The organism is Lysinibacillus sp. UBA5990 (assembly GCF_002429815.1).
Taxonomy (GTDB): Bacteria; Bacillota; Bacilli; order Bacillales_A; family Planococcaceae; genus Lysinibacillus; species Lysinibacillus fusiformis.
Map to the genome: position 1 here is coordinate 64,853 of NZ_DJAY01000001.1, position 22,965 is coordinate 87,817.

Below are 22,965 nucleotides of genomic sequence, written 5' to 3' on the forward strand. Positions count from 1 at the left end.
GATCCGACTTTTTTGTATAGGTCTACATATTGTGAACAAAATAAACTGAAGATGCTTGAAGGATGTGATTATTTGAATGAACTTAAAACAGCTATTATTGATATCGGCTCCAATACTATTCGCTTAGTGTTATATCAGTACAACAATGAAGAGGGGCTACATGAGCTAGGAAATATTAAAACGGTAGCACGTTTACGTACATATATACAACCCTCTGGTGAGATGTCTGAAGAAGGTATCCATGTGTTAGCCGAGACATTACAAACATTTAAAGCGATGTTAGAAGATTTTGAAGTGACAGATGTGAAAGCTGCGGCAACTGCTGCTATCCGCCAGGCTACTAACCGCGACCAAATAATTGCAGAAATGAAAGCACGAACGGGCATCCAAATTGAGCTTTTATCAGAAGAAGAAGAAGCTTATTTTGGCTTTGTAGCTGTTGCTTATTCCAGTGGAACAAAATCGGGAGTTACGATTGATATTGGTGGTGGTAGTACCGAAATTACGCTATTTAAAAATAAAGAAATTCAACAATCACATAGTTTTCCATTCGGGACAGTTTCTTTAAAGCAACGTTTTGTGAAGGGGGACCTCATTAATAGCGGTGAAAAGAAGGAGCTTATTGCTTTTATAAAAGAGCAATTTCAAACATTATCATGGATTCAAAATAGTAGTTTACCAATTATTGCAATTGGGGGGAGTGCACGTAATATTGCACAAATTCATCAACAAAAACATGATTATCCTATTGCCAGTGTCCATGGATACGAAATGACAAAAGAAGATTTAGATGAATTAAGCTTATTTTTAGGTCAATTAAGCTTCCAAGAATTGAAGCAGCTGGATGGCCTGTCATCAGACCGTGCTGATATTATTTTACCTGCCTTAGAAGTATTTAAAGTGTTAATGGAGACTGTAGGAAGCAAGTCATTTCAGCTTACGAAGAAGGGATTACGTGAGGGACTGATTATTAAAAAGATCTTGCAAACAGATAGCAATGCCTTTGATAAATATAATGTGTTTGAAGGAAATGCCAGAAGGCTTGCAAGACAGTATGGTCGAACTGAAAAAGAGGTTGATTATTTGATGCATTTAGCTGATCAATTGTATCGCGAATGTTGTCATTTAGTTTATTTACCATATAATGCAGAAGATTTGCAGTTAATAAGAAAAGCAGCAAAGGTTTTTAATATCGGTGAATATATCGAATTAAGCTCTGCAAGCCAACACACCTTTTATTTGATTGCAAATCAATCTATTGATGGTCTAAATCACCTAGAAAGAGTCAAACTAGCCCTTCTAGCTTCTTATAAAAACAAAGATTATTTTGAACGATTTGCTGCCCCGTTCTCCACTTGGATGAATCGTGAGGAGTATCGAAAAATACGAGATTTTGGAGCGTTATTAAAATTTGTCTATGCTTTAAATGTCTCAAAGCGAAATGTTGTACATGCAATTGAGATGCATCCAGAGGAAGATTATGTACAGCTCAATATTTATGTAAAGAATAATGCAGCAGCTGAAAAGTATCAAGCTAATCGACATAAAAAACATTTAGAGCGAGCATTAAAAATCCCAATGACAATCAATTTTATTGAAGAAGGATGGAATACGGATGACAACTGAAATAACAAATAATGAGCTAAATGAGGAAGAGTTTTTAAAAAAACATAGTCGATTATTAGAGGAGATTGCGAAGCCTCAGTACTATAATAATCGAGAGTTAAGTTGGCTTGCTTTTAATGAGCGTGTATTAGAGGAAGCGGAGGATGTGAATAATCCTCTGCTCGAGCGTTTGAAATTTTTAGCTATATTTAGCTCAAATCTCGATGAGTTTTTTATGGTACGTGTCGCAGGCTTACAAGATCAAGTTCGAGCAGGATTCCATAAAGCTGAGAATAAATCTGGGTTAACACCAAAGGAACAATTAGCTAAAATTGCAGAACGTACACAGGCTTTAGTGCGTCGACAAACTGAAGTATACCGCCATTTAATCTATGATTTATTACCACAGCATAATGTACATATTGCAGACATGAAAGATTTAAATAGCACACAAAAAGCTTTTATTAATGAAATGTTTGCAGAAACCATATTCCCAGTTCTAACACCTGTAGCAGTAGATGCTTATCGACCATTCCCTACATTGCTTGGGAAAACACTCAATTTACTAGTCCTTTTAGAGCAGGATGAATCGGATCATGAAAGTCGTGAAAAAGTCGCAATCGTTCAGGTACCATCTGTTTTAGATCGTTATATCAAAGTGCCTACTGAAGAAGGTAAAACGGTCGTTGTATTATTGGAGGATGTCATTGTAGCGCATATTGAAAAATTATTTTATGGCTATAGTGTAAAATCAGCGCAAGCCTTCCGTTTAACAAGGAATGCCGATTTAACGATCCATGAAGAGGGCGCAAGGGATCTTCTCGTTGAAATTGAAAAAGAGTTGAAAAAACGTAAATGGGGAGTAGGAAGCCGTCTAGAAGTTCGAGTTGGTGAAATGAATGAAGAAGTGCTTCTCTACTTATTAGATGAATTTGAAATTGAAGAAAATGATGTTTTTCATATTGATGGACCTTTAGATTTAACCTTTATGTTCTCTTTTGTTAAAGGTATAGCTGTTGGTCGTGAACATTTGGAATATGAAAGCTTTATTCCACAGCCACCTCTAGATTTACAATCCGATGAAAATATTTTTGAAAAAGCATTAACACAAGATATCTTTTTCCATCATCCATATGAATCATTTGCGCCAATCGTTGATTTTATCTCGGAGGCAGCCACAAATCCGAATGTTTTAGCAATCAAACAAACATTATATCGAGTAAGTGGTAATTCACCGATTATTCAAGCACTGAAGCTGGCCGCAGAAAATGGTAAACAAGTAACAGTTTTAGTTGAACTAAAGGCCAGATTCGATGAAGAAAATAATGTGCATTGGGCAAAACAGCTAGAACAAGCAGGATGTCTTGTTATTTATGGGATGAACAATTTAAAGACACACTCCAAAATCACATTAGTCGTTAGTCGCCGAAATGGCAAAATTGAACGCTTTGTTCATCTTGGCACAGGAAATTATAATGATGCCACTGCAAAAATTTACACGGATATGGGCATAATAACGACAGATAAAGAATTTGGGATTGATGCGACAAACTTCTTTAACTATTTAAGTGGCTATACAGAAAAACCTACATTTAATCACTTAGTCGTAGCACCTTTTGATATTCGAGATGAATTTATTCGATTAATGGATGAAGAAATTGCTTGTCATAAAAAATACGGGAATGGTTTTATTCGAGCTAAAATGAATTCATTGACAGACAAGGATCTTATGATGAAGTTATATGAGGCTTCGATTGCTGGGGTAAAGGTAGAGCTTATAATACGTGGTATTTGCTGTATTAGACCTGGTATCCCTGGCATTAGTGAAAACATTACAGTAACAAGTATTGTAGGTCGTTTCCTTGAACACTCTCGAATTTATTGGTTCCACCATAATGGGGAGAATAGAGTATATTTATCTTCAGCTGACATGATGACACGCAATATGATTAAACGTGTAGAAATTTTATTCCCTGTATATGCAAATGAAGCAAAAACTCGTATTATTGACATAATGAATACACAATTAATGGATACTGCTAAGGCTCGTATTCAAGATTCCAATGGTAAGTATCATTATAAAGATTTTGATCGTAGTGAAGATCCATTGAATAGCCAGGAGATTTTCTTACAAGATGCATTAAAGCCTACGCTAGACGAAGAATAAAGCAAACACGATACTTAGTGAGGGATAGAATGAAAAATTATAGAGAGAGTGTAGCGCCATTTGCAGATTATCAACAACTCATTCAAATGAATCCGTTTGATGCAGTCGTTTGTTTGATAAAAGTTGATGAAAAGGTGTTCGAAGTCGTTGATTTTAATGATAAGCTATTATCATTTATGGAGCTGCAAGATAAAGCAGCGACGAACGCTGAACGTTTTTTTACCAAGCAATGCTGGCTGCAGTTGTCGAATTTTCTAAACGAAGAAGACCATACACAGCATGTCCTGAAATTAGGTACCGGTTATTATGAACGAGCATTTGCTATTCATGTACAACACTTTTCTAAATCCATGGTTGCGGTTATTTTGAGAGAAACACAGTTAGAAGAAAAACCTTATTTACAATACGTGGAACAACATGTAAGTCCTGTACTAACACTAGATTTACAAGGCCGAATTATTCATCAAAACATGGCTGTTACGTCAGCACTCTCTAGACAGCAGCAGTGCCTAATAGGACGAGATATTTTTTCATTATTGGAAAGTAAATATATAAAAGAATTTAAATTATTATTTGCCAAAACAATTGAAGGTTCAGCTTTTGGTATGCCGAAATGCTTATTTAAGGACCAATTGCTAAGTAAAGAGACTTTTTACTTAAGAACGCACCCAACCTATTATAATGGTGAGGTTATAGGTGTCCATTTATTTGTAAAAGATGCAAATTCATTTATGAATGACCATGAGGCATTTTATTACTTAGCGCTAATGGATGAATTAACAGGCATTTGGAATCGTAAGGCATTCAAGGAACATTGGCTACATCATCTAAACGACAAAAAACAAGAGCATAAGCAAGCAGCCCTTATTTTAGTGGATATTGATCGTTTTAAAAAATTTAATGAATCCCTAGGTGAAAGTAAGGGAGATGAGCTTATGCGCATGTTTAGTCAAAGACTTAATGAACTGTGCTATTCAAAATGTACACTTTTTCGCTATAACAGTGATGAGTTTATCTTTGTGCTAAAAGATGCGACTATTCAAAAAATTGAACATACTGCTAATGCCATTTTGGATGTTTTAAAACAACCATTTATGATAGACGGGCAGGAATACTTTATTAGCGTTTCAATCGGTATCTCCCTAAGTCCAGCAGATGGCAAGGATTTAGAGACACTTGTAAGGAAAGCCGATAAAGCATTATTTTCTGTTAAAGAGCATGGACGATCTCACTATCGTTATTATCGTGAAGATATGACGGCAATTTTCCCAAATGAAGCTTTAATGGAGGCTCATTTACGACGTGCTATTGAATTTAATGAACTTAGTCTGCATCTCCAGCCACAGATGGACTTAACAAATAATAGCATCAATAGCTTTGAAGCTTTATTGCGATGGAATAACCGTAAATTTGGTTTTGTGTCACCTGCACAATTTATACCTATTGCGGAGGCTTCAGGATTAATTATTGAAATTGGTGATTGGATTATTGACGAGGTTTGTCGTCATCAAAAAGAATGGCAATCGAAAGGTTATCGTCCTGTACGCGTAGCTGTCAATATATCACCAAAACAGTTTAGAAAAGAAAATTTCGCGCGAAAAATAAAGGCAGCATTAAAGAAATATGAGGTGCCTCCAGAACTTCTGGAGGTAGAGATTACAGAAAGCTCTATGACGAATGTACATGAGACATTTTCGATTCTTACGGAACTGAAGCAATTAGGGGTTTATGTGTCAGTAGATGACTTTGGAACAGGCTATTCTTCATTAAGCTATCTAAAACGTTATCCAATCGATATTATAAAAATCGATCAATCGTTTATTCGAGATATCGCTAAAGATGATAAAAATGAGGCCATCATTAAAGCCATCATTTCGATGTCTCATAACCTAGGGCTAGAGGTAATTGCCGAAGGAATCGAAGAGCCCACACAAGTCGATTTTCTTAAACGCCATCGTTGTCAAAAGGGACAAGGTTATTTGTATAATAAACCTTTACCAGTTGAAACAATTGTACAGAAATATTTCGTCAGCTAGTTAAAAAGCAGCACTCATCATCATGGATGGAGTGCTACTTTTTTTTATTTGACTTTTTTGAGGCCGTTTAACACAATAGCTGTAAATTGATTCATCTCTGCGGCCAAGTTAAAGTCCTCACCGTGGATTAACCAATCATAAACATTGGCACGCATACAACGTTGTATGATGGCTTGCACTTCATTAGCTGATAGATCATGGCTTAGTTCACCTTGTTGTAGCCCTTCCTCAATATATGTATTCATTATTTGAAAAATCTTGCGTTCTGGATTAATTAAATAATGATCCTGTTTTACTTGATTTGTCATTGCAGCAGTATACACAGTGCGTAACAGGTCCTTTCCTACAACATTCGTTAAGTATTTCATTTGTTCTTGATACACTATTAAAATTTTTTCACTTGCTGGTAATGTACGGTCGATATTTTTTTCTACAGTGCTATAAAAATGATCCAGTTCTTTAAATTTTTCTAAAATAATATCATATTTGGATGGGAAATGTGTATAAAAAGTACCCTTTGAGACATGACAAGCCTTTGTAATTTGTTCGACAGTAACATGTTCAAATCCGAATTTGTTGAAAAGATCTAATGATGTTTTTAATAATTTATCACGAGTTTCTAATGCCTTTTTTTGCCTGCTTGTTAGAGATTCCATAGTGGTAAATTACCTCCGATATTAAGTATTGTAAAATATTTTCTAGAGTGAAAATTCTGAAAATATAAAATTTTTAATTGACGAGATGGATTTATATTGATTATGATTTAGTTGACCGTAGTCACTGACCAAGGTCAGTGAAGATATCTCGTTATTAATGTTACGCTAAAAAACTGTAGTTGGCTAGTGACCATCCAGCACTATTGGCGAATTCTCAAGGATTGGGGGATATTCAAATGAATAGAAAATTAGGATTTATCGGGTTAGGAAATATGGGATTACCAATGTCTATTAACTTATTAAAGGCAAACTATGAGGTGTATGGCTTTGATACAAATGCAAAGGCAGTGGAGCTATTTACAGAAGCTGGCGGTATAGGTCTTGAATCAGCAAAGGATGTTGCAAAGCAATGTGATGTGGTAATGACTAGCTTACCAACACCTCAAATTGTAGAAATGGTGTATTTATCAGAGGAGGGCATTATACATCATGCTAAGAAAGGTGCCTTACTTATTGACTTTAGTACGGTCAATCCCGACTTAAATGATTCGTTACATAAAGAAGCAAGTACGTTGGGATTACGATATTTAGGTGCACCTGTAAGTGGAGGGGTTATAGGAGCTGTAAATGCTACCCTAACGATAATGGTCGGTGGTGACAAGGACGATTATGATAGTGCAAGTAAAATTTTCGGAATAGTTGGAAAGAAAATCTATCATCTAGGTTTATCCTCAAGTGTAGGTACACGTCTTAAATTATTAAATAATCTAATGATTGGGTTTTACACAGAGGCTGTAGCTGAAACGATTGTGCTTGGTGAAAAAATGGGGATTGATGCGGATACGCTGTATGAAGTATTAAGTAATAGCTACGGTCAAAGTCGGATTTATGAGCGTAACTATGAGGAATATATAAAAAATAATAATTATACACCTGGTTTTTCAACGAATCTATTATTGAAAGATTTGAAGTTAGCAAAGGGCATGGCTGATGAAGCGGGTGTATCTCTTCGAATTGGCGAAAAATTGGTGGAACTTTATAGTGAGATTGCTCAGCAGGGCTATGGTGAAAATGATATGTCTGCAGCTTATTTAAGCTTAAAGGATACATGTAAAATAAAACAATTATAAGAGGAGGAAATGATGATGACGACAGCTCAAGAGGTTAAAACATTAACGCATTTTATTGGTGGACAGTTAGTTGAAGGGAAAAGTGGCAGATTTGGCTCTGTATACAATCCAACTACGGGTGATGTCATTGCTAAAGTGCCACTTGCAACAGTAGAGGAGACAAAAGAAGCAATCGAGCAGGCTCAAGCAGCCTTTCCATTATGGCGTGATACATCTGTGGCTAAACGTGCAGAAATCGTCTTAAAGTTCCGCAATCTTATAACAGAAAATATGGAGGAGCTACTACAAATTATTTGTAAGGAAAGCGGAAAAACGTTGGAAGATGCCAAAGGAGAAATTACACGAGGTCTTGAATCTGTAGATTTAGCCATCGGTGCCCCACATCTCATGAAAGGGGAATACTCCGTTAATGTTGGAGGTCAAATAAACGCTTATTCAGCAAAATATCCACTAGGTGTGGTAGCGGCTATTTCACCCTTTAACTTCCCAATCATGGTGCCTTTAGCTCAAACGAGTATGGCCATTGCGGTAGGAAATGCTGTGATTTTAAAAGCATCTGAACGTGTACCAATGACTGCTTTATATGTTAGTGAGCTATGGAAAAAAGCGGGCTTACCAGATGGAATTTGGACAGTGGTGAATGGTGATAAAGATGCAGTCAATGAACTTTTAGAGAACCCAACTGTGCAAGCGATTTCATTTGTGGGCTCAACACCAGTGGCCAAGTATATTTATGAAACCGGTTCTAAGCATGGAAAACGTGTAACGGCACTTGGCGGTGGAAAAAACAATATGGTTGTCATGCCAGATGCAGATCTTGAACAAGTTGCAAACGCCTTTATAGGGGCAGCCTATGGGGCAGCATCTCAGCGTTGTATGGCGATATCCACAATTATGCCTGTAGGCAAAAATACTGCTGATCGTCTAGTGTCGATTTTAAAAGAGAAAATTACTAATCTAAAGGTAGGTCCATATACAAATCCAGATTCAGATTTTGGTCCAGTTATTTCTCAACAATCAAAAGAAGCAATACTCGCTGCCATTAATCGTGGAGAATCTGAGGGAGCGTCCATTATTTGTGATGGTCGTGAGTTGGATATTGTTAAAGAGTCAAAAGGTTTCTATGTAGGTCCTACCCTATTAGATCATGTAAAGCCAGGTATGGAAATTTATGAGCAAGAAGTATTTGGACCTGCTCGTAATGTTGTACGCGTAGATTCTCTGGAGGAGGCTATTGAACTAATTAATAAGCATGAGCTAGGAAATGGTGTCACTATCTTTACAAATGATGGATTAGCGGCTCGTAAATTCACAACAGAAATAGACGTCGGGATGGTAGGAGTGAATGTACCAATTCCTATTCCAGTAGGCTACCATAATTTTGCTGGTTTTAAAGGGTCTCGTTTTGGTGAAGGGCATATGTTTGGTCCAGATCAGGCGCGATTTTTTACAAAAACAAAGACCGTTTCGGAACGCTGGATGGTAAGTGATACATCCACTGCATCAACATTTGCATTCCCAAGCAATAACGATTAGTACCAACAAAGAGCTGTAGCGATATACAGCTCTTTTTCCAAAAAAAATGGGTATGGGTGGGGTGTACATGTTGGCGTACATTGGTCTTTTTGGTAGTTTAGCATTATTAGTGTATTTAACAATGAGAGGCGTTAATTTACTTATTTCAGCACCGTTAACTGCACTGTTAGCTGCTTTAACTAATGGTCTTGCGTTTTTTCCACAAACTGCTAATGAAAATCAAGCTAATTTTCTAACGAGCTATATGGATGGATTTACTGGTTTCGTTGGTTCTTGGTATTTAATGTTTATGGCAGGTGCTATTTTCGGGAAAGTTATGGAGGATACAGGAGCAGCTGATAGTGTTTCTAAATGGATTGTTGAAAAAATCGGGGTGAAATATGCAACATATGCGGTTGTATTAGCCGCAGCGGTCCTCACATATGGGGGTGTTTCTGTTTTTATCGTTGCATTTTCTGTTTATCCGATGGCCATCAGTTTATTCAAACAAGCGAATTTTCCACGACGCTTTATCCCCGCTGCACTTGGTCTAGGCTCGGTCACTTTTACGATGACGTCAGCTGGCTCACCTGAAATTCAAAATTGGATTCCAATTCAATACCTTGGAACGACACCCTATGCAGGTTGGCAAGTAAGTATTGTTGTCGCTATTTTTATGGCTGTTGGTGGTTCACTTTGGCTGAATATGATGATTAAACGAGCTGTGAACAATGGGGAAATATTTATTGAACGCTTAACAGATCCAGTAATTGATGAAACGCGGAAGCTTCCTAGCCCACTTCTTAGTCTAATACCATTACTAGTCGTTTTAGTGATTTCTTTTGCTTTCCATAATTCGCTTGGAACTTCTGCTTTAATTGTCGCTTTGACAAGTGGTTGTATTGTCGCCTATTTAGTGAGTTACAAGTATGCCAAATCCGTTGGAACGACATTAGCAGCGGGAGCAATGGGTGCCATTATTGCCATTGCTAATACAGCGGCTGTAGTAGGGTTTGGTGGTGTCGTAAAAGCAACGCCATCCTTTTTAGCTACGGTAGATGTCATGACAAATATTCCTGGCAGTCCATTAATTGGGGGAGCTCTAGCAATTGCTGTCATAGCAGGTTTAACAGGTTCAGCATCAGGTGGTCAAACAATTGCGATGCCTTTGCTTGCACCTCACTATATTGACATGGGGGTAGATACAGAGGCACTGCATCGGACAATTGCCATTGCATCAGGATCACTTGATTCTTTGCCACATGGTGGTTATGTTGTCACTACCATTAATTCAGTCTGTAATGAAAAGCATAAGGACGCCTATATGCCATTTGGAGCGTTGACGGTTATTATTCCAACCATCGGTACAATAATTGCCATTATATTATTTTCAATAGGGATGTAGGAGGAATGTTGTATGCAAGGAAAAACAGTGTTCATTACAGGAGCAGCCCGTGGTATTGGTCTTTCCATGGCACAAGCATTTACCGAGCAAGGAGCCAATGTCGTAATTACTGATAAAAATGAACAGCTTTTAAAAGAGGCTGTTGAAAACAATCCTTCCTTAATGGCTTATACATGTGATGTGACAGATGAAGAAGCCATACGAGAGGCAATTGAATGGACAATCGATCGCTTTACAACGTTAGATATTTTAATTAATAATGCAGGATTTCAACATGTCTCCCTTATTGAAGACTTTAAGACGGAAATTTTTGAAGACATGCAAAAAGTAATGGTCGTTGCACCATTTATTGCGATGAAATATGTATTACCTCATATGAAGAAAAATCAATTTGGTCGTATTATCAATATGGCCTCCATTAATGGTGTGATTGGATTTGCAGGAAAGGCAGGTTACAATGCGGCAAAGCATGGAGTCATTGGTTTAACGAAGGTAGCTGCGCTGGAAGTAGCAAAGGATGGAATTACGGTAAATGCGATTTGTCCAGGATATGTTGATACCGAACTAGTGCGCCATCAATTTAAAGATTTAGCGAAAACTAGAGGAATTCAAGTAGAAGAAGTACTTGAAGAGGTGCTCTATCCACTTGTACCTCAAAAACGCTTACTGGATGTATCGGAAGTTACAGGGCTTGCATTATATTTGGCGAGTGATATAGCAAAAGGATTAACAGGTCAAGCTATTCTTTTAGATGGTGGCTATACAGCTCAATAGTGTAGGAGGGAAAAAGATGATTCAAACAAAAACAAACTTTACCGTTCATTCACCTGGAACGATTGTGTATGGGCGTGATTCCTTTGAAGAGGTGGGCGAGTATGCGAAAAAACTCGGCACTAAAGCTCTTATTATTAGCGATCCAATTATGGACAGCTTAGGCTTTGTGAAGCAATGTAAAAGCTTGTTAAACACATATGGAATAGAAGCGGTTCAATACTTGGGAGTAGTAACTGAACCGGATGACACGTATGTGGAGGAAGGGCTACATCTTCTTCAGCAGGAAGGTTGTGATGTTATCATTTCTGTTGGAGGTGGAAGCTGTATTGACACAGCAAAGGCAATTGCAGTGGTGGCTACGAACGGTGGCTACATAGGAGATTATATGAAAATGGCAAAAATGGCAGAGCAAGTGCCAATTCCGCATATTGCTATTCCAACGACAGCTGGAACAGGTTCAGAGGCAACAGATGCCACTGTTATTACCAATACAAAGAGTGAAGTCAAAATGATGATTAAGCAGCCTGCCTTTATGCCAACGGTTGCCGTTGTTGATCCTATTTTAACGATTACATCACCACCTGCGATTACTGCAGCTACAGGGATTGATGCCTTAAGCCATGCCATTGAAAGTTATTTGTCCCGTTTAGCCCATCCATATTCAAATGTACTTGCTCTTTCTGCCATGGATTTAATCGTCCATAATATTTTGAGAGTTTATGAGCAAGGGGATGATGTAGAGGCGAGAGAAGCTATGTCATTAGGTTCCATGCAGGCAGGTCTATCTTTTTCTAATGCCTCGGTTGCATTAGTACATGGAATGTCTCGTCCAATAGGTGCGTTATTCCACGTACCCCATGGTATTTCCAATGCGATGCTTTTACCAGCGGTTTTAGAATTTTCTAAAGAAGCTTGTATAGATCGGTTAGCAGTTTTAGGCCAGTTCTTTCATGAAAAGAATGGAACACTATCACAAGAGGACCTTGCTCAGTTAGCGATTTCTTCCATTAAGGAAATGTGTAAACGAATGAATATTGGAAATTTAAAACAGTGGGGGATAGAGGAAGGAGCGTATTATAAGGCCATCCCTAAAATGGCTGAAGACGCAATTGCAAGTGGTAGTCCTAGCAATAATCCAAAGATACCAACAAAAGAGGAACTAATGGAGTTATATCATACAGCTTATACTTATGAATTCTAAAAAAAATTTACGAGCTATTCATTCATGTGGATAGCCCTTTTATGTTTTTATAGAAAATAAAAAAAGCAATTACCAGAATTAATATGACATATTCGAGAAAATATAGTAAAATTTTAATGAATAACGATTCATTTTTAACAAAGGGGGAAATGGAATGTTGCAGGGGAAGACAATTATAATTACAGGTGGATCAAGTGGGATGGGTCTTTATATGGCGAAGCAATTTGTTGCTGAAGGTGCAAATGTTGTCATAACAGGGCGCAACGAAGAACGTTTAGCAGAGGCAAAAAAGTTTATTGCAGAGGCTGGTTCAACGATTGAAACTTTCCAAATGGATGTACGGGTACCAGAACATGCCGAGGCGATGCTAGCATTTGCTGTTGAAAAATTTGGACAGGTTGATGGTCTTGTTAATAATGCGGCTGGTAATTTCATAGTACATGCTGAGGATTTAACACCTAATGGCTGGAAGGCAGTAGTAGATATCGTGTTAAATGGTACGTTCTTCTGTTCTTCAGTTGTAGGTAAATATTGGATTAAACATAATATTAAGGGCTCTATTTTGAATATGGTTGCTACTTATGCTTGGAATGCAGGAGCTGGGGTGGTCCATTCAGCTGCAGCAAAAGCGGGAGTATTATCATTGACGAGAACATTAGCAGTAGAATGGGGGAAGCAGTATGGTATTCGCGTCAATGCAATAGCACCAGGGCCAATTGAACGAACAGGTGGTGCTGATAAGCTTTGGGAATCTGAAGCAGCTGCTGCGCGTACATTGGATTCTGTTCCACTTGGACGTACGGGTACTCCTGAGGAAATAGCTGATTTAGCTACATTTATGATGTCTAATAAGGCAAGCTATATGAATGGAGAATGTGTGACACTGGATGGTGGTCAGTGGCTCAATCAATATCCATTCTAAAAATGTTTGCATAATGAAGAGCTGGATTGACGCATACTAAGGGTAAAGAAAGGAGTTTTGACAATGGGTATGTGGTTAATACCAGCTCTAATTGCCATCGTAATTATTTCTGTTATTTCGTTTGTATCCACGTTGAAAATTGCAAAGATGACTTCTGAACGGGAGTCTGAAAAGGATACGCCGATTTCAGAAACGGTCGAAGAGTATGCAACGATGCTCAATCCGATCGTATGGGTATACGGAATATTTTTACTTTTTTTAGGGATTATGATTTTTTATTACTGGAGTAAGGTTGGCTATTAGAAATGACTCATCCTCAATCAGTGAAATACTGAACTGATTGAGGGTGTACTTAGTTTTTGTTGAATGGCTCAAAAAAATTCGTTATTCCTGAAAAACTCTTCCCGTCCTGATCATGGTCAGACATAGAAAAGTTGTGATATGATGAAAGGGAAGGACTGTTCTGCACAGCCAGGACAGAAAAGGAGAAGAAGTTCATGATTTCAACTAACAGCAAAGACTTATTAGCAATGCCAATTAGTGATTTTATCATTTCCTCTGAAAAAGTTGCGCATGTACAAAGTGGCAATAGTGCTGAACACGCACTACTTGTACTAACGCGAACAGGATATTCATCCATACCTGTATTAGATTTGAAATATCGACTTCAAGGTTTACTGAGCATGAAAATGATAACGGAATCGATTCTAGGACTCGAGCATATTGAGTATGAAAAGCTTCCTGATATTAAAGTTGACTCTATTATGGAAAAAGAGATCGCTGTATTAAAGTTGTCAGATACATTTCAGCGTGCTTTGGATTTAGTCATTAACCACGCATTTTTATGTGTAGTGGACGAAGATGGTACTTTTGCAGGGATATTAACAAGACGTGTTATTTTAAAGCAATTGAAAAAATATATTTATCAAAAAGAGTAGTAGTTTAAGAGGGAGCTCATATGAAAGTCATGAGGCCCTCTTTGCTTGTAATTGGAGGTTTACAGATTGATGGCAACAGAGGCAGAGATTTTAAAAATTTTAGCTGAGGAACGCAATATGCGAAAAGCAGCTGAACGTTTATTTCTATCCCAACCAGCCCTTTCTCAACGTTTACAAACCATTGAAAAGGACTGGGGTGCACAATTATTTATTCGTTCACAAAAAGGTTTAACAGCAACACCTGCTGGTGAACAGGTTATTGCTTATGCAAAGGAAATGCTAGCCAAAAAGGAAGAAATATTTGAAACGATTCAATCCTTAACAACAAAGGTAAATGGTACCTTGAAAATTGCCTGTGCGTCCATTGTGGGTCAAAACTGGTTGCCTAAAATCCTGAAGGAATTTGTATCTAAATATCCCGATGCAAAAATATCGCTTATGACGGGCTGGAGTTCTGAAATTGTGAAAGCACTTTATGAGGGCGAGGCACATATTGGAATTGTACGAGGTCAGGTAGATTGGAAAGGGGAAAAGATTCACCTTTTCAGAGACACCCTTTATTTGGTGGATAAAGAGGTAAAGACAATTGAAGATGTGCTGACGACAGATCGTCCATTTATTCAATACAAAAGTGACTCGAACTATTATCAGGAAATTCAACAATGGTGGCAGCAGCACTTTGCCTCCAATCCAAGAAAACAAATTTTAGTCGATCAGATAGAAATTTGTAAACAGATGGCTTTAAATGGAATAGGGTATGCTATACTACCGTCCATTACATTAAATGACCATGATGAAATTCATAAAATACCTTTAACAAACGATGAAAAGGAATTTGGGATTACACGCGATACATGGCTCATTGGCTATGAATCATCTTTTGAATTGCGACAGGTAGAAGCATTTGTAGAAGTAGTGCAAGACCATGCTCGGTGTTTGTTTGACTATACAAAATAAAAAATAAGGCAATTCCAGTCTATTAGGGGATTGCCTTTTCGTTTTGGCTCAGTGATTTCTTAAGAGTTTATGAATATTGATGAAGATATCATAAGAAATGGAACAAAATGCAATTTAAATCGTATAATTATGTAACCATCTACTTACATAAAAAGGGGTTGAGCTTTTGAAAAAGACAAAAATTACGGCACTGACCTTATTGGTTATGCTGATGATGAGCTTTCTGCTGCCTTCCACACTGGCGCAAGCAGCTGCATCATTAGAGGTCAAAGCAACAGCTGGTATTTCAGGGAAAGCTAAATATCAATCAGTTGTGCCATTACAAGTGACAGTGAAAAATAACGGTCCAGATTTTTCTGGAGATATGGCAATAAATTCTTCCAATTCTTATGAAGCAGCATCCGCACTTGTCGTTCCAATTGATATTGCAGCAGGAGAAGAGAAGACATTTACCTTCTATCTAGATGGTTTAGCTGACAATGGATATTCGGACGCAGATTTATTTGCCTTTTATGAAGGGAATATTGAAAAGGGGAAAAAGATTGCCTATAAGGGGACTAAGCGCCTACAATCTAATTTTTTAGATCCTACATCAACATTTGTCTATACATTAACAGATAAAAGTGATCGACTATCAGCACTATTACGTTTATCATCATTTGTTCCTCAAAACAATGTGGAGATATTTAACATTAATCAATTAAAGGATTATACATTCCCAGAGGATGAACAAGGACTTGCCATGGCAAACGTCATCGTCGTAGATGAAATAGCAATAGCCGATTTAGCACAAAAACAACAAGAGGCATTGCTGAAATGGGTACAAGATGGGGGTACATTACTTTTAGGGGCTTCTGATCAAGTAGACGCCACAGCAGGGATTTTTAAAGATTATTTACCAATGTCATTATCACAAGAGATGACATCTATCTCTGCAGAAACATTAACAAAATTATCGGGCGGTGGCATTTTTACACAGCCAATTTCGATTCATACAGCTACTAATCATGAAGGAAGCTTACCGGTATTAACGGAGAATAATATAGTCCTAGCCTCGAAGAAAAAAATTGGCAGTGGCGAAATTATTCAAACAGCCTTTTCTTTAGGGGATCAGCCGCTCGCTTCAATGGATGGCTATGCAGCCCTTCTAGCAAAACTGATTGATATTCAAAGTATTTCACAGCAAGGAATGATGAGTCAGGGACAATCCCCACTCGATCAAATCTCTTATGAGCTTCGTAACATAAATGAATTATTCCCGTCCTTTGAAGTTTCCGTAAGCTATATGCTTATCGTCATTATTCTTTATATTATCATCATTGGTCCAGTTCTTTATTTTGTCCTGAAAAAGATAGACAAGCGGGAGCATGCATGGTGGATTATTCCGGTATTCTCAATCGTTCTTTCGATTGGTCTTTTCATTGTTGGTGCAAAAGATAGAGTTGTTCAGCCACAAGTACAACAATCCGCATTTTATAAGGTCAATGAGGATAGTAGTTTAAATGGGTATTATGTTGAATCAATCTTAACGAATCGTAGCGGGGATTTTATCGTGAATACGGATAAAAACACAACAGCTGTTGCGATGAGAAATTATAATAATTTCACGGGTACAGTGGGTGATTTACATGAATCTTCTTATATTAAGGAAAATGCCAACGGTTCAACGTTAACATTACGTGATTTAAATTATTGGTCTGTTCAATCATTTGGAGGGAAAACATCTGCTCAAAATATTGGCAAAATGGATGTTGATATAACGTTGAAAAATGAGAAGCTAACTGGAACAATAAAAAATAATTTTCCATTTGAATTAAAAGACGTCACTTTAATCTCTGGCGTGAAAGAAGTAAAACTGGGTGATATTAAAGCAAACGGCACCTTACAAGTAGACAAGGAAATGAAGACAACAGTACTGCAAAAGCCATCTGTTTTTAATAGTTATAATTATAGTTACCCATCTCAGAAGGATGAGGTAGATCCAATGCGTGTTGAACGAATGAAAACATTAGCATTGCCACTTGTAGAGAATGATAGACAGCCAATACTGACAGCATGGACAGATCAAGCGATTGTAGGGGCTGAACTTGAAACAAGTGCAAATATGTCTCCAATTACAATGCTTGTTCAACCGTTTAAAGGGAAAGTGGAACTATCAGGACCATTTACAATGAAACGTAATAATTTCACGTACTCATTAAACTCACTATCGGCGAGTGGATACTTCGATAAAATTGATGAGGAATTAAATAACTGGTATCTATCTGATGGTTTATACGAATTAACAATGGCAATGCCTGATCAATTTATGGACGCTGTGGAATCACTTAATGAACTAACTATTTCTAATAAGGATGTTAAGCGTATGCAGTTGTCGATATGGAATAATGCGACGAATATGTATGAGCCATTAGTGGATACAAAGCAAGTGTTTACAGATAATATCAAAAATTATATTAATCAAGATAGTGAAGTTCGACTTGAAATTAAATATGGTCCAGATCCAACTGGCGAACAAACGAAATTACCTGAAATAGAGCTGAAGGGAGTGGCAAAATAATGATTGAGATTCGTGACTTAACGAAAAGATATGGCTCCTTTACGGCACTGGATCATTTGAATTTATCCTTAGAAGAAGGCATCGTGTTTGGCTTTGTTGGCGCTAATGGAGCAGGTAAATCAACAACATTTTCTATTTTAGCGACATTATTGTCACCGACATCAGGTGATGCGTTAATAAACGGTAAAAGTGTCGTCAAGGAACCGAAAGAAGTACGCAAGCAAATCGGTTATATGCCTGATTTCTTTGGTGTCTATGATCAGCTAAAAGTAGATGAATATTTAGATTTTTATGGAGCTAGCTACGGTATACAACTGGCAGAACGCCAAGTGCTCATTCCACAGCTTTTAGAACTTGTCAATTTAACGAGTAAACGTTATGAATACGTAGATTTATTATCGCGTGGGATGAAGCAACGTTTATGTCTTGCCCGTGCACTTATTCATGATCCTAAAGTATTGATTTTAGATGAACCAGCATCAGGATTAGACCCTCGCGCCCGTGTGGAAATGCGAGATATTTTACGAAATTTAAAGTCTATGGGTAAAACCATTTTAATCTCTTCGCATATTTTGCCGGAGCTAGCTGAAATGTGTGATGAAATTGGCGTCATTGATAATGGCAAATTAATTGCACATGGAAATGTTGCTGCCATTCAGGCACAGCTACAAGGAGAAAAGCGTATTGTAATGAAAGTAACAGATCGTATAAACGAAGTACGTGCATATTTAGAAGAAGATCCCCATATTTCGTCTATTGATGTCCTTGAGCATCGTTTAGAAATAGCCTTTAATTATCGTGGAACAGATGCAGAGCAGGTGGCATTACTGAAAAAGGCCATCCTTGCCGATTTACCAATTTACGCGTTAAGTGAGGAAGAAAAAGATTTAGAGGATGTCTTTATGGCGATTACGAAGGGAGCGGACAGTCAATGATGGAAAGATTTTATAATCCAGTATTTGTGAAAGAGTTAAAGTTACGATTCCGTTCTTTTAAAAGCTTCTCAGGATTAATGTTTTATTTAGCGGTACTTTGTATTTTCATTGCAGGTTTTTTATTGCTTACGACTGAATTCACTGGCAAAGGATTCTTTAGACCAGAAACAAGTTTTATGATGTTTGCTGTATTAACGATTTTACAAATGGCATTAGTTCTATTCATTACACCAAGCTTAACAGCAGGAGCTATCAGTAGTGAGCGTGAAAAACAAACCTTAAATATTTTGCTAACAACGACACAAAGCTCCACACAAATTGTCATTGGAAAATTATTATCGTCCGTGTCGTTTCTAGTTTTAATGCTCGTAGCAGGATTACCATTATATAGTTTAGTGTTCCTATTTGGTGGGGTTTCACCTTCCCAGCTTGTTTCTATATTTTTATTTTATTTAGTTACTGTTGTAGCAATAGGTAGTATTGGCGTCATGTTTTCAACGATTACGAAAAAAACAATAGTTGCCATGATTGCCACATATGGATCTATTATCTTTTTAGGCGGGATTACAGCATTCTTCTTCTTTTTAACAATGGCTTTCCATCAAATGGGTAATGCCGTTGGTGCAAGTACCTCCTTTATGACTTATTTTTGGGCTTCAATTAATCCAGGTGCCCTAATGCTGACGCTGATTTCACCGGATATGGGCAATGCGTTAGCTGAGCTTTCAGGAGTAGAACTACCCGTATGGATTACTTATTTAATTGCTTATGTATTGATTATTGTACTTTGTTTAACGATTGCGATAAAAAAATTACGTGCCAACATGAAAAGTAACCGATGAGGAGGAATTATTATGGAGCGTCGTAAGCAATTACGAAAATATATTCAGCGTGCAAAGTCGAGTTTAACATTTGAAAAAAGCATCCCTATTGCACAATACGGTCTGTTTTTGGCATTGTTTTCGAGTGCTTCTCTCGTTCTTATTTCAAGATTATTTGTCTGGCCCTATTATCGCCAAATTGCGTTGGCTGTCTTTGTTACGCTTCTGATTGCAACGATAGTTTATATCTGGTGGAGACGTGTCAAAGAGAAAGAAGCTATGCATACATTGGATCATTATTTTTCACATAATGAGTTGGTTACAGCTTTATCATTGAAAAACGATCAGGACCCACTTGTTCAAGCATTATTATTAAAGGCGATACAAAATGTTGAACAGGCTTTCATAAGCTTTAAGGCTCGGAAGAAAAATTTGTTTCGACCAAAAGCGTTTATTGGACTATTTGGCACTGCTGTCGTCCTAGCAATCCTTTATATGTTCCCAGCGGCGACTCAAATTGAAGCGATAGAAGTTGAAAAAGAGCAAGCTGTAATCGACGATATGAAGAAGGAAGTTGCAGAGCTAGAGAAAAAAGCACAGACAAAAGAAGTGAAAGAGCAATTGCAAGAGCTTCAGAACACGCTTAAGGAAGCAGAAACAGCTGAAGCAGCACTGCGCGAAGTGGTGAAGAAGCAAAAAGAGCTTGCTCTTAAGGAGCAGCAACTAAAGGATAAGCAAACGGCAAGTCAAGACGGTGCTACCGACGAACAAGGCTTATCGAAAGCAGAAGTTGAACAATTGAAGGAACTTGCTCAAATGCAGCAAAATCTCACACAAAATGCAAATGCCACACAAACAGCTATGAGTAAACTTGGTAAACCAGCAAGTAATTCCTTACAAAATGCGATTGCTAGTGCTAATAATGCTGGCACTAACAATCAAAATAATAACCAACAACAAGGTAGTCAGCAGTCATCCGGGAATTCCCGGCCAAGCAATCAGCAAGGGCAGGCGAGCCAGTCTGGTCAAAATAATGCTCAAAGTGGTTCCCAACAACAAAATGGTAATACTCAAGGCCAAGGACAGGGTCAAGGCCAAGGACAGGGCCAAGGACAGGGTCAAGGCCAAGGTCAAGGTCAAGGTCAAGGTCAAGGCCAGGGTCAAGGTCAAGGCCAGGGTCAAGGCGCAGGCAGAGGTCAAGGTGGTCGTGATTTATTGACGACACCGAATCGGCTTGGTGGGGCAAACGAGACATCCGTGGATGGGGGCGCATTGGGAGATGGTTCCAATGTCTCTGAGCAACAGGGGAATGGTCCGATAACAAAGGGCACCATTCGACCGTATGAAGAAGTAATTGGCTCCTATAAAGAAAGCTATTTAGAAAGCTCAGAGCGTTTACAATTACCGAAGGATTTACAAAATGTCGTGCAATCTTATTTCACGTCAATTGAGTCGCAGTAGGAGGAAATGAAATGACATTTACAGAGCAACAGTATGTAGAAATGAGTACAAAATTACAACAAGTAAAAGATGAAATCCATCGCTTTATCGTTGGGCAAGAGGATGCGATTGATTATACTTTATATGCTGTACTAGCAGATGGTCATGCATTATTAGAAGGTTTACCAGGTTTAGGGAAGACGATGTTAATCCGTACAATTTCTGAAGTTCTTGACTTATCGTTTTCACGTATACAATTTACACCAGATCTTATGCCAGCTGATATAACTGGGACAAGTATGATTGAACGTACCCCAGATGGTAAGCAACAATTTACGTTTCAGCCTGGTCCGATCTTTAGTCAGATGGTGTTAGCAGATGAGATAAATCGTGCTACACCGAAGACTCAAAGTGCTTTGTTAGAGGCAATGGGAGAAAAAACGGTAACGATTTTGGGAGATACAAAAAAAATGGCGAGACCATTTTTCGTGTTAGCAACGCAAAATCCTATTGAAATGGAAGGGACATATCCGTTACCGGAAGCACAGATGGACCGTTTCCTTTGTAAAATTCTTGTCCCCTATCCGGAAAAAAATGAACTAATGGAAATTATGAAACGAACAACAGGCGCTCAGGAAATTGGCTTACAAAAATTGATGAATACTGAGGCTCTAATAGAAGCACAGCAAATGGTGAAAGAAGTGCTGGTTGCCGATGAAATGCTGGAATTTGCCACTGATTTAGTGGTGGCAACGCACCCAGAAAGAGCCGATGCTCTGGACGAGGTCAAGCAATATGCAATGTATGGCAGTGGACCTCGTGGTTTGCAAAGTCTAATAAAATTGGCTAAAGCTAGAGCGTTGATGAATGGTCGGTTCCACGTTTCAGTAGCGGATATTAAATCTGTTGCTAAGCCTGTATTACGTCATCGGATGCTGTTGAACTATGAAGGGGAGGCTTCAGGAAAGACAGCAGATGATGTCATTGATGTTATTTTAGAAAAAGTTCAGCAAGGTGTTAGCAAGTGACAGCCAACTACTTATTGCCCGAAGACTGGTTAGCGAAAATCAGTCGTTTTCAAATAGCGACTGCCTCCAAACTACGCGGGCAGCATAAAGGCTCGCATCGTTCACAGCGCTTTGGGGCTTCCCTCGATTTTTCGGATTTTCGAGAATATCATTTAGGTGATGATGTACGACAAGTGGATTGGAACGTCTTTGCCAGAACGGATAAATACTTTATTAAAAGATTTTTAGATGAACAAGAAATGCGCGTACACATTCTACTCGATACCACAAAATCTATGGGAACAGATGCAAAGTGGATTTTTGCTCGTCAAATTGTGGCATCCCTTGGTTTAATGGTCCTTGGACGAGACGATCGTTTATCTTTTTCATTTTTACAGGATGAAGCAAAGCCACCGTTTCGTCGGAAGGGCGCCATGTATCGCCGAGCATTTTTACAAATAGTGACAGATATAGAGGAAGCGAGTTATTCGAATCCTTTTGCACAGGGTGCCTTAAAAGCTTTACCAAAGGATAGTACAGTGTTATTTATTGTGACAGATGGACTGGAGTCAATCGAGGAATGGGAGCAACTTTTAAAAAGGCTACCACGCTATGCTGGTGATGTCCGTATTTTACAAATTGTGACGCAGGAAGAGCTATCACCAAACTATTCGGGGGATGTTCGTCTTCTTGATCGTGAAACAGGTAATGAAGTCAATGTGACAATGTCCACTAAAGTTCTAGAAACCTATCATGCAAGACGTTTATTACATGAAGAAGAGTTTGAAGCCATTTGCCGTCGTTTCGGCATTCGGAAATTGCAATTGAAGGTGGAAGATGGTTTGCAACAGGCAATCTTTCAGCAATTATTAAAAGCACATTGGATTAGGTGAGGT

At 38.2% G+C, this 22,965-nt stretch carries 19 protein-coding genes; 18 read left to right on the top strand and 1 reads right to left on the bottom strand.

From position 1 onward, the window contains the following. The first annotated feature begins 72 nt into the window (after positions 1 to 72). From B3D94_RS00285 to B3D94_RS00295, 3 genes are read left to right on the top strand one after another with little or no spacing between them, the layout of a single operon-like run. Complete coding sequence (locus B3D94_RS00285; RefSeq protein WP_291753336.1) at positions 73 to 1,626, top strand: Ppx/GppA family phosphatase; 1,554 nt, start codon at positions 73 to 75, stop codon at positions 1,624 to 1,626. After that, positions 1,616 to 3,772 (top strand): RNA degradosome polyphosphate kinase, encoded by a 2,157-nt coding sequence (locus B3D94_RS00290; RefSeq protein WP_291753339.1) that lies wholly within the window; start codon positions 1,616 to 1,618, stop codon positions 3,770 to 3,772. The genes B3D94_RS00285 and B3D94_RS00290 overlap by 11 nt, the downstream gene beginning before the upstream one ends. Positions 3,773 to 3,801: 29 nt before the next feature. Then, positions 3,802 to 5,808 (top strand): putative bifunctional diguanylate cyclase/phosphodiesterase, encoded by a 2,007-nt coding sequence (locus tag B3D94_RS00295; RefSeq protein WP_291753342.1) that lies wholly within the window; start codon positions 3,802 to 3,804, stop codon positions 5,806 to 5,808. A gap of 44 nt (positions 5,809 to 5,852) precedes the next feature. Here the strand turns inward: B3D94_RS00295 and B3D94_RS00300 are convergent, their stop codons facing one another. Beyond that, complete coding sequence (locus B3D94_RS00300) at positions 5,853 to 6,464, bottom strand: TetR/AcrR family transcriptional regulator (RefSeq protein ID WP_291753344.1); 612 nt, start codon at positions 6,462 to 6,464, stop codon at positions 5,853 to 5,855. Positions 6,465 to 6,700: 236 nt separating this feature from the next. On the opposite strand from B3D94_RS00300, the gene B3D94_RS00305 reads away from it, so the two are divergent. From B3D94_RS00305 to B3D94_RS00375, 15 genes are all read left to right on the top strand, one after another. Next, a complete protein-coding gene (locus tag B3D94_RS00305; protein WP_291753346.1) occupies positions 6,701 to 7,594 on the top strand; it encodes an NAD(P)-dependent oxidoreductase in 894 nt (297 codons plus the stop codon). Between the two features lie 15 nt (positions 7,595 to 7,609). Then, the gene (locus B3D94_RS00310; RefSeq protein WP_291753548.1) at positions 7,610 to 9,130 is read left to right on the top strand and encodes a CoA-acylating methylmalonate-semialdehyde dehydrogenase; all 1,521 of its coding nucleotides are present in this window, start codon (positions 7,610 to 7,612) and stop codon (positions 9,128 to 9,130) included. 67 nt (positions 9,131 to 9,197) lie between these two features. After that, the gene (locus tag B3D94_RS00315) at positions 9,198 to 10,514 is read left to right on the top strand and encodes a GntP family permease (protein WP_291753349.1); all 1,317 of its coding nucleotides are present in this window, start codon (positions 9,198 to 9,200) and stop codon (positions 10,512 to 10,514) included. A 12-nt stretch (positions 10,515 to 10,526) separates the two neighbouring features. Continuing rightward, positions 10,527 to 11,288: a 3-hydroxybutyrate dehydrogenase gene (locus B3D94_RS00320; protein WP_069480198.1), complete on the top strand. Its 762-nt coding sequence runs from the start codon at positions 10,527 to 10,529 to the stop codon at positions 11,286 to 11,288. A gap of 16 nt (positions 11,289 to 11,304) precedes the next feature. Further along, positions 11,305 to 12,489 carry an iron-containing alcohol dehydrogenase gene (locus tag B3D94_RS00325; protein ID WP_291753351.1) on the top strand — a complete coding sequence of 395 codons (1,185 nt, stop codon included), beginning with the start codon at positions 11,305 to 11,307 and terminating at the stop codon, positions 12,487 to 12,489. A 154-nt stretch (positions 12,490 to 12,643) separates the two neighbouring features. Next, the gene (gene fadH, locus B3D94_RS00330) at positions 12,644 to 13,411 is read left to right on the top strand and encodes a 2,4-dienoyl-CoA reductase (protein ID WP_291753353.1); all 768 of its coding nucleotides are present in this window, start codon (positions 12,644 to 12,646) and stop codon (positions 13,409 to 13,411) included. A gap of 63 nt (positions 13,412 to 13,474) precedes the next feature. Further along, positions 13,475 to 13,714 (top strand): hypothetical protein, encoded by a 240-nt coding sequence (locus B3D94_RS00335; protein ID WP_036123559.1) that lies wholly within the window; start codon positions 13,475 to 13,477, stop codon positions 13,712 to 13,714. Positions 13,715 to 13,908: 194 nt separating this feature from the next. Further along, complete coding sequence (gene cbpB, locus B3D94_RS00340; protein WP_008174114.1) at positions 13,909 to 14,349, top strand: cyclic-di-AMP-binding protein CbpB; 441 nt, start codon at positions 13,909 to 13,911, stop codon at positions 14,347 to 14,349. A gap of 69 nt (positions 14,350 to 14,418) precedes the next feature. Next, a complete protein-coding gene (locus tag B3D94_RS00345; protein WP_008174113.1) occupies positions 14,419 to 15,306 on the top strand; it encodes a LysR family transcriptional regulator in 888 nt (295 codons plus the stop codon). Between the two features lie 166 nt (positions 15,307 to 15,472). Next, complete coding sequence (locus tag B3D94_RS00350; protein ID WP_291753362.1) at positions 15,473 to 17,866, top strand: hypothetical protein; 2,394 nt, start codon at positions 15,473 to 15,475, stop codon at positions 17,864 to 17,866. Next, entirely contained in the window at positions 17,866 to 18,801 is a 936-nt protein-coding gene (locus B3D94_RS00355; protein ID WP_036123563.1) for an ABC transporter ATP-binding protein, read from the top strand. Before B3D94_RS00350 ends, B3D94_RS00355 begins: the two co-directional genes overlap by 1 nt. Next, entirely contained in the window at positions 18,798 to 19,643 is an 846-nt protein-coding gene (locus tag B3D94_RS00360; protein WP_291753365.1) for an ABC transporter permease, read from the top strand. The genes B3D94_RS00355 and B3D94_RS00360 overlap by 4 nt, the downstream gene beginning before the upstream one ends. A gap of 12 nt (positions 19,644 to 19,655) precedes the next feature. Next, positions 19,656 to 21,083 carry a hypothetical protein gene (locus B3D94_RS00365; protein WP_291753367.1) on the top strand — a complete coding sequence of 476 codons (1,428 nt, stop codon included), beginning with the start codon at positions 19,656 to 19,658 and terminating at the stop codon, positions 21,081 to 21,083. Between the two features lie 11 nt (positions 21,084 to 21,094). Continuing rightward, a complete protein-coding gene (locus B3D94_RS00370; protein WP_291753370.1) occupies positions 21,095 to 22,090 on the top strand; it encodes an AAA family ATPase in 996 nt (331 codons plus the stop codon). Beyond that, positions 22,087 to 22,962, top strand: a complete 876-nt coding sequence (locus B3D94_RS00375) for a DUF58 domain-containing protein (protein WP_069480205.1) — start codon at positions 22,087 to 22,089, stop codon at positions 22,960 to 22,962. Before B3D94_RS00370 ends, B3D94_RS00375 begins: the two co-directional genes overlap by 4 nt. Positions 22,963 to 22,965 lie beyond the last annotated feature (3 nt).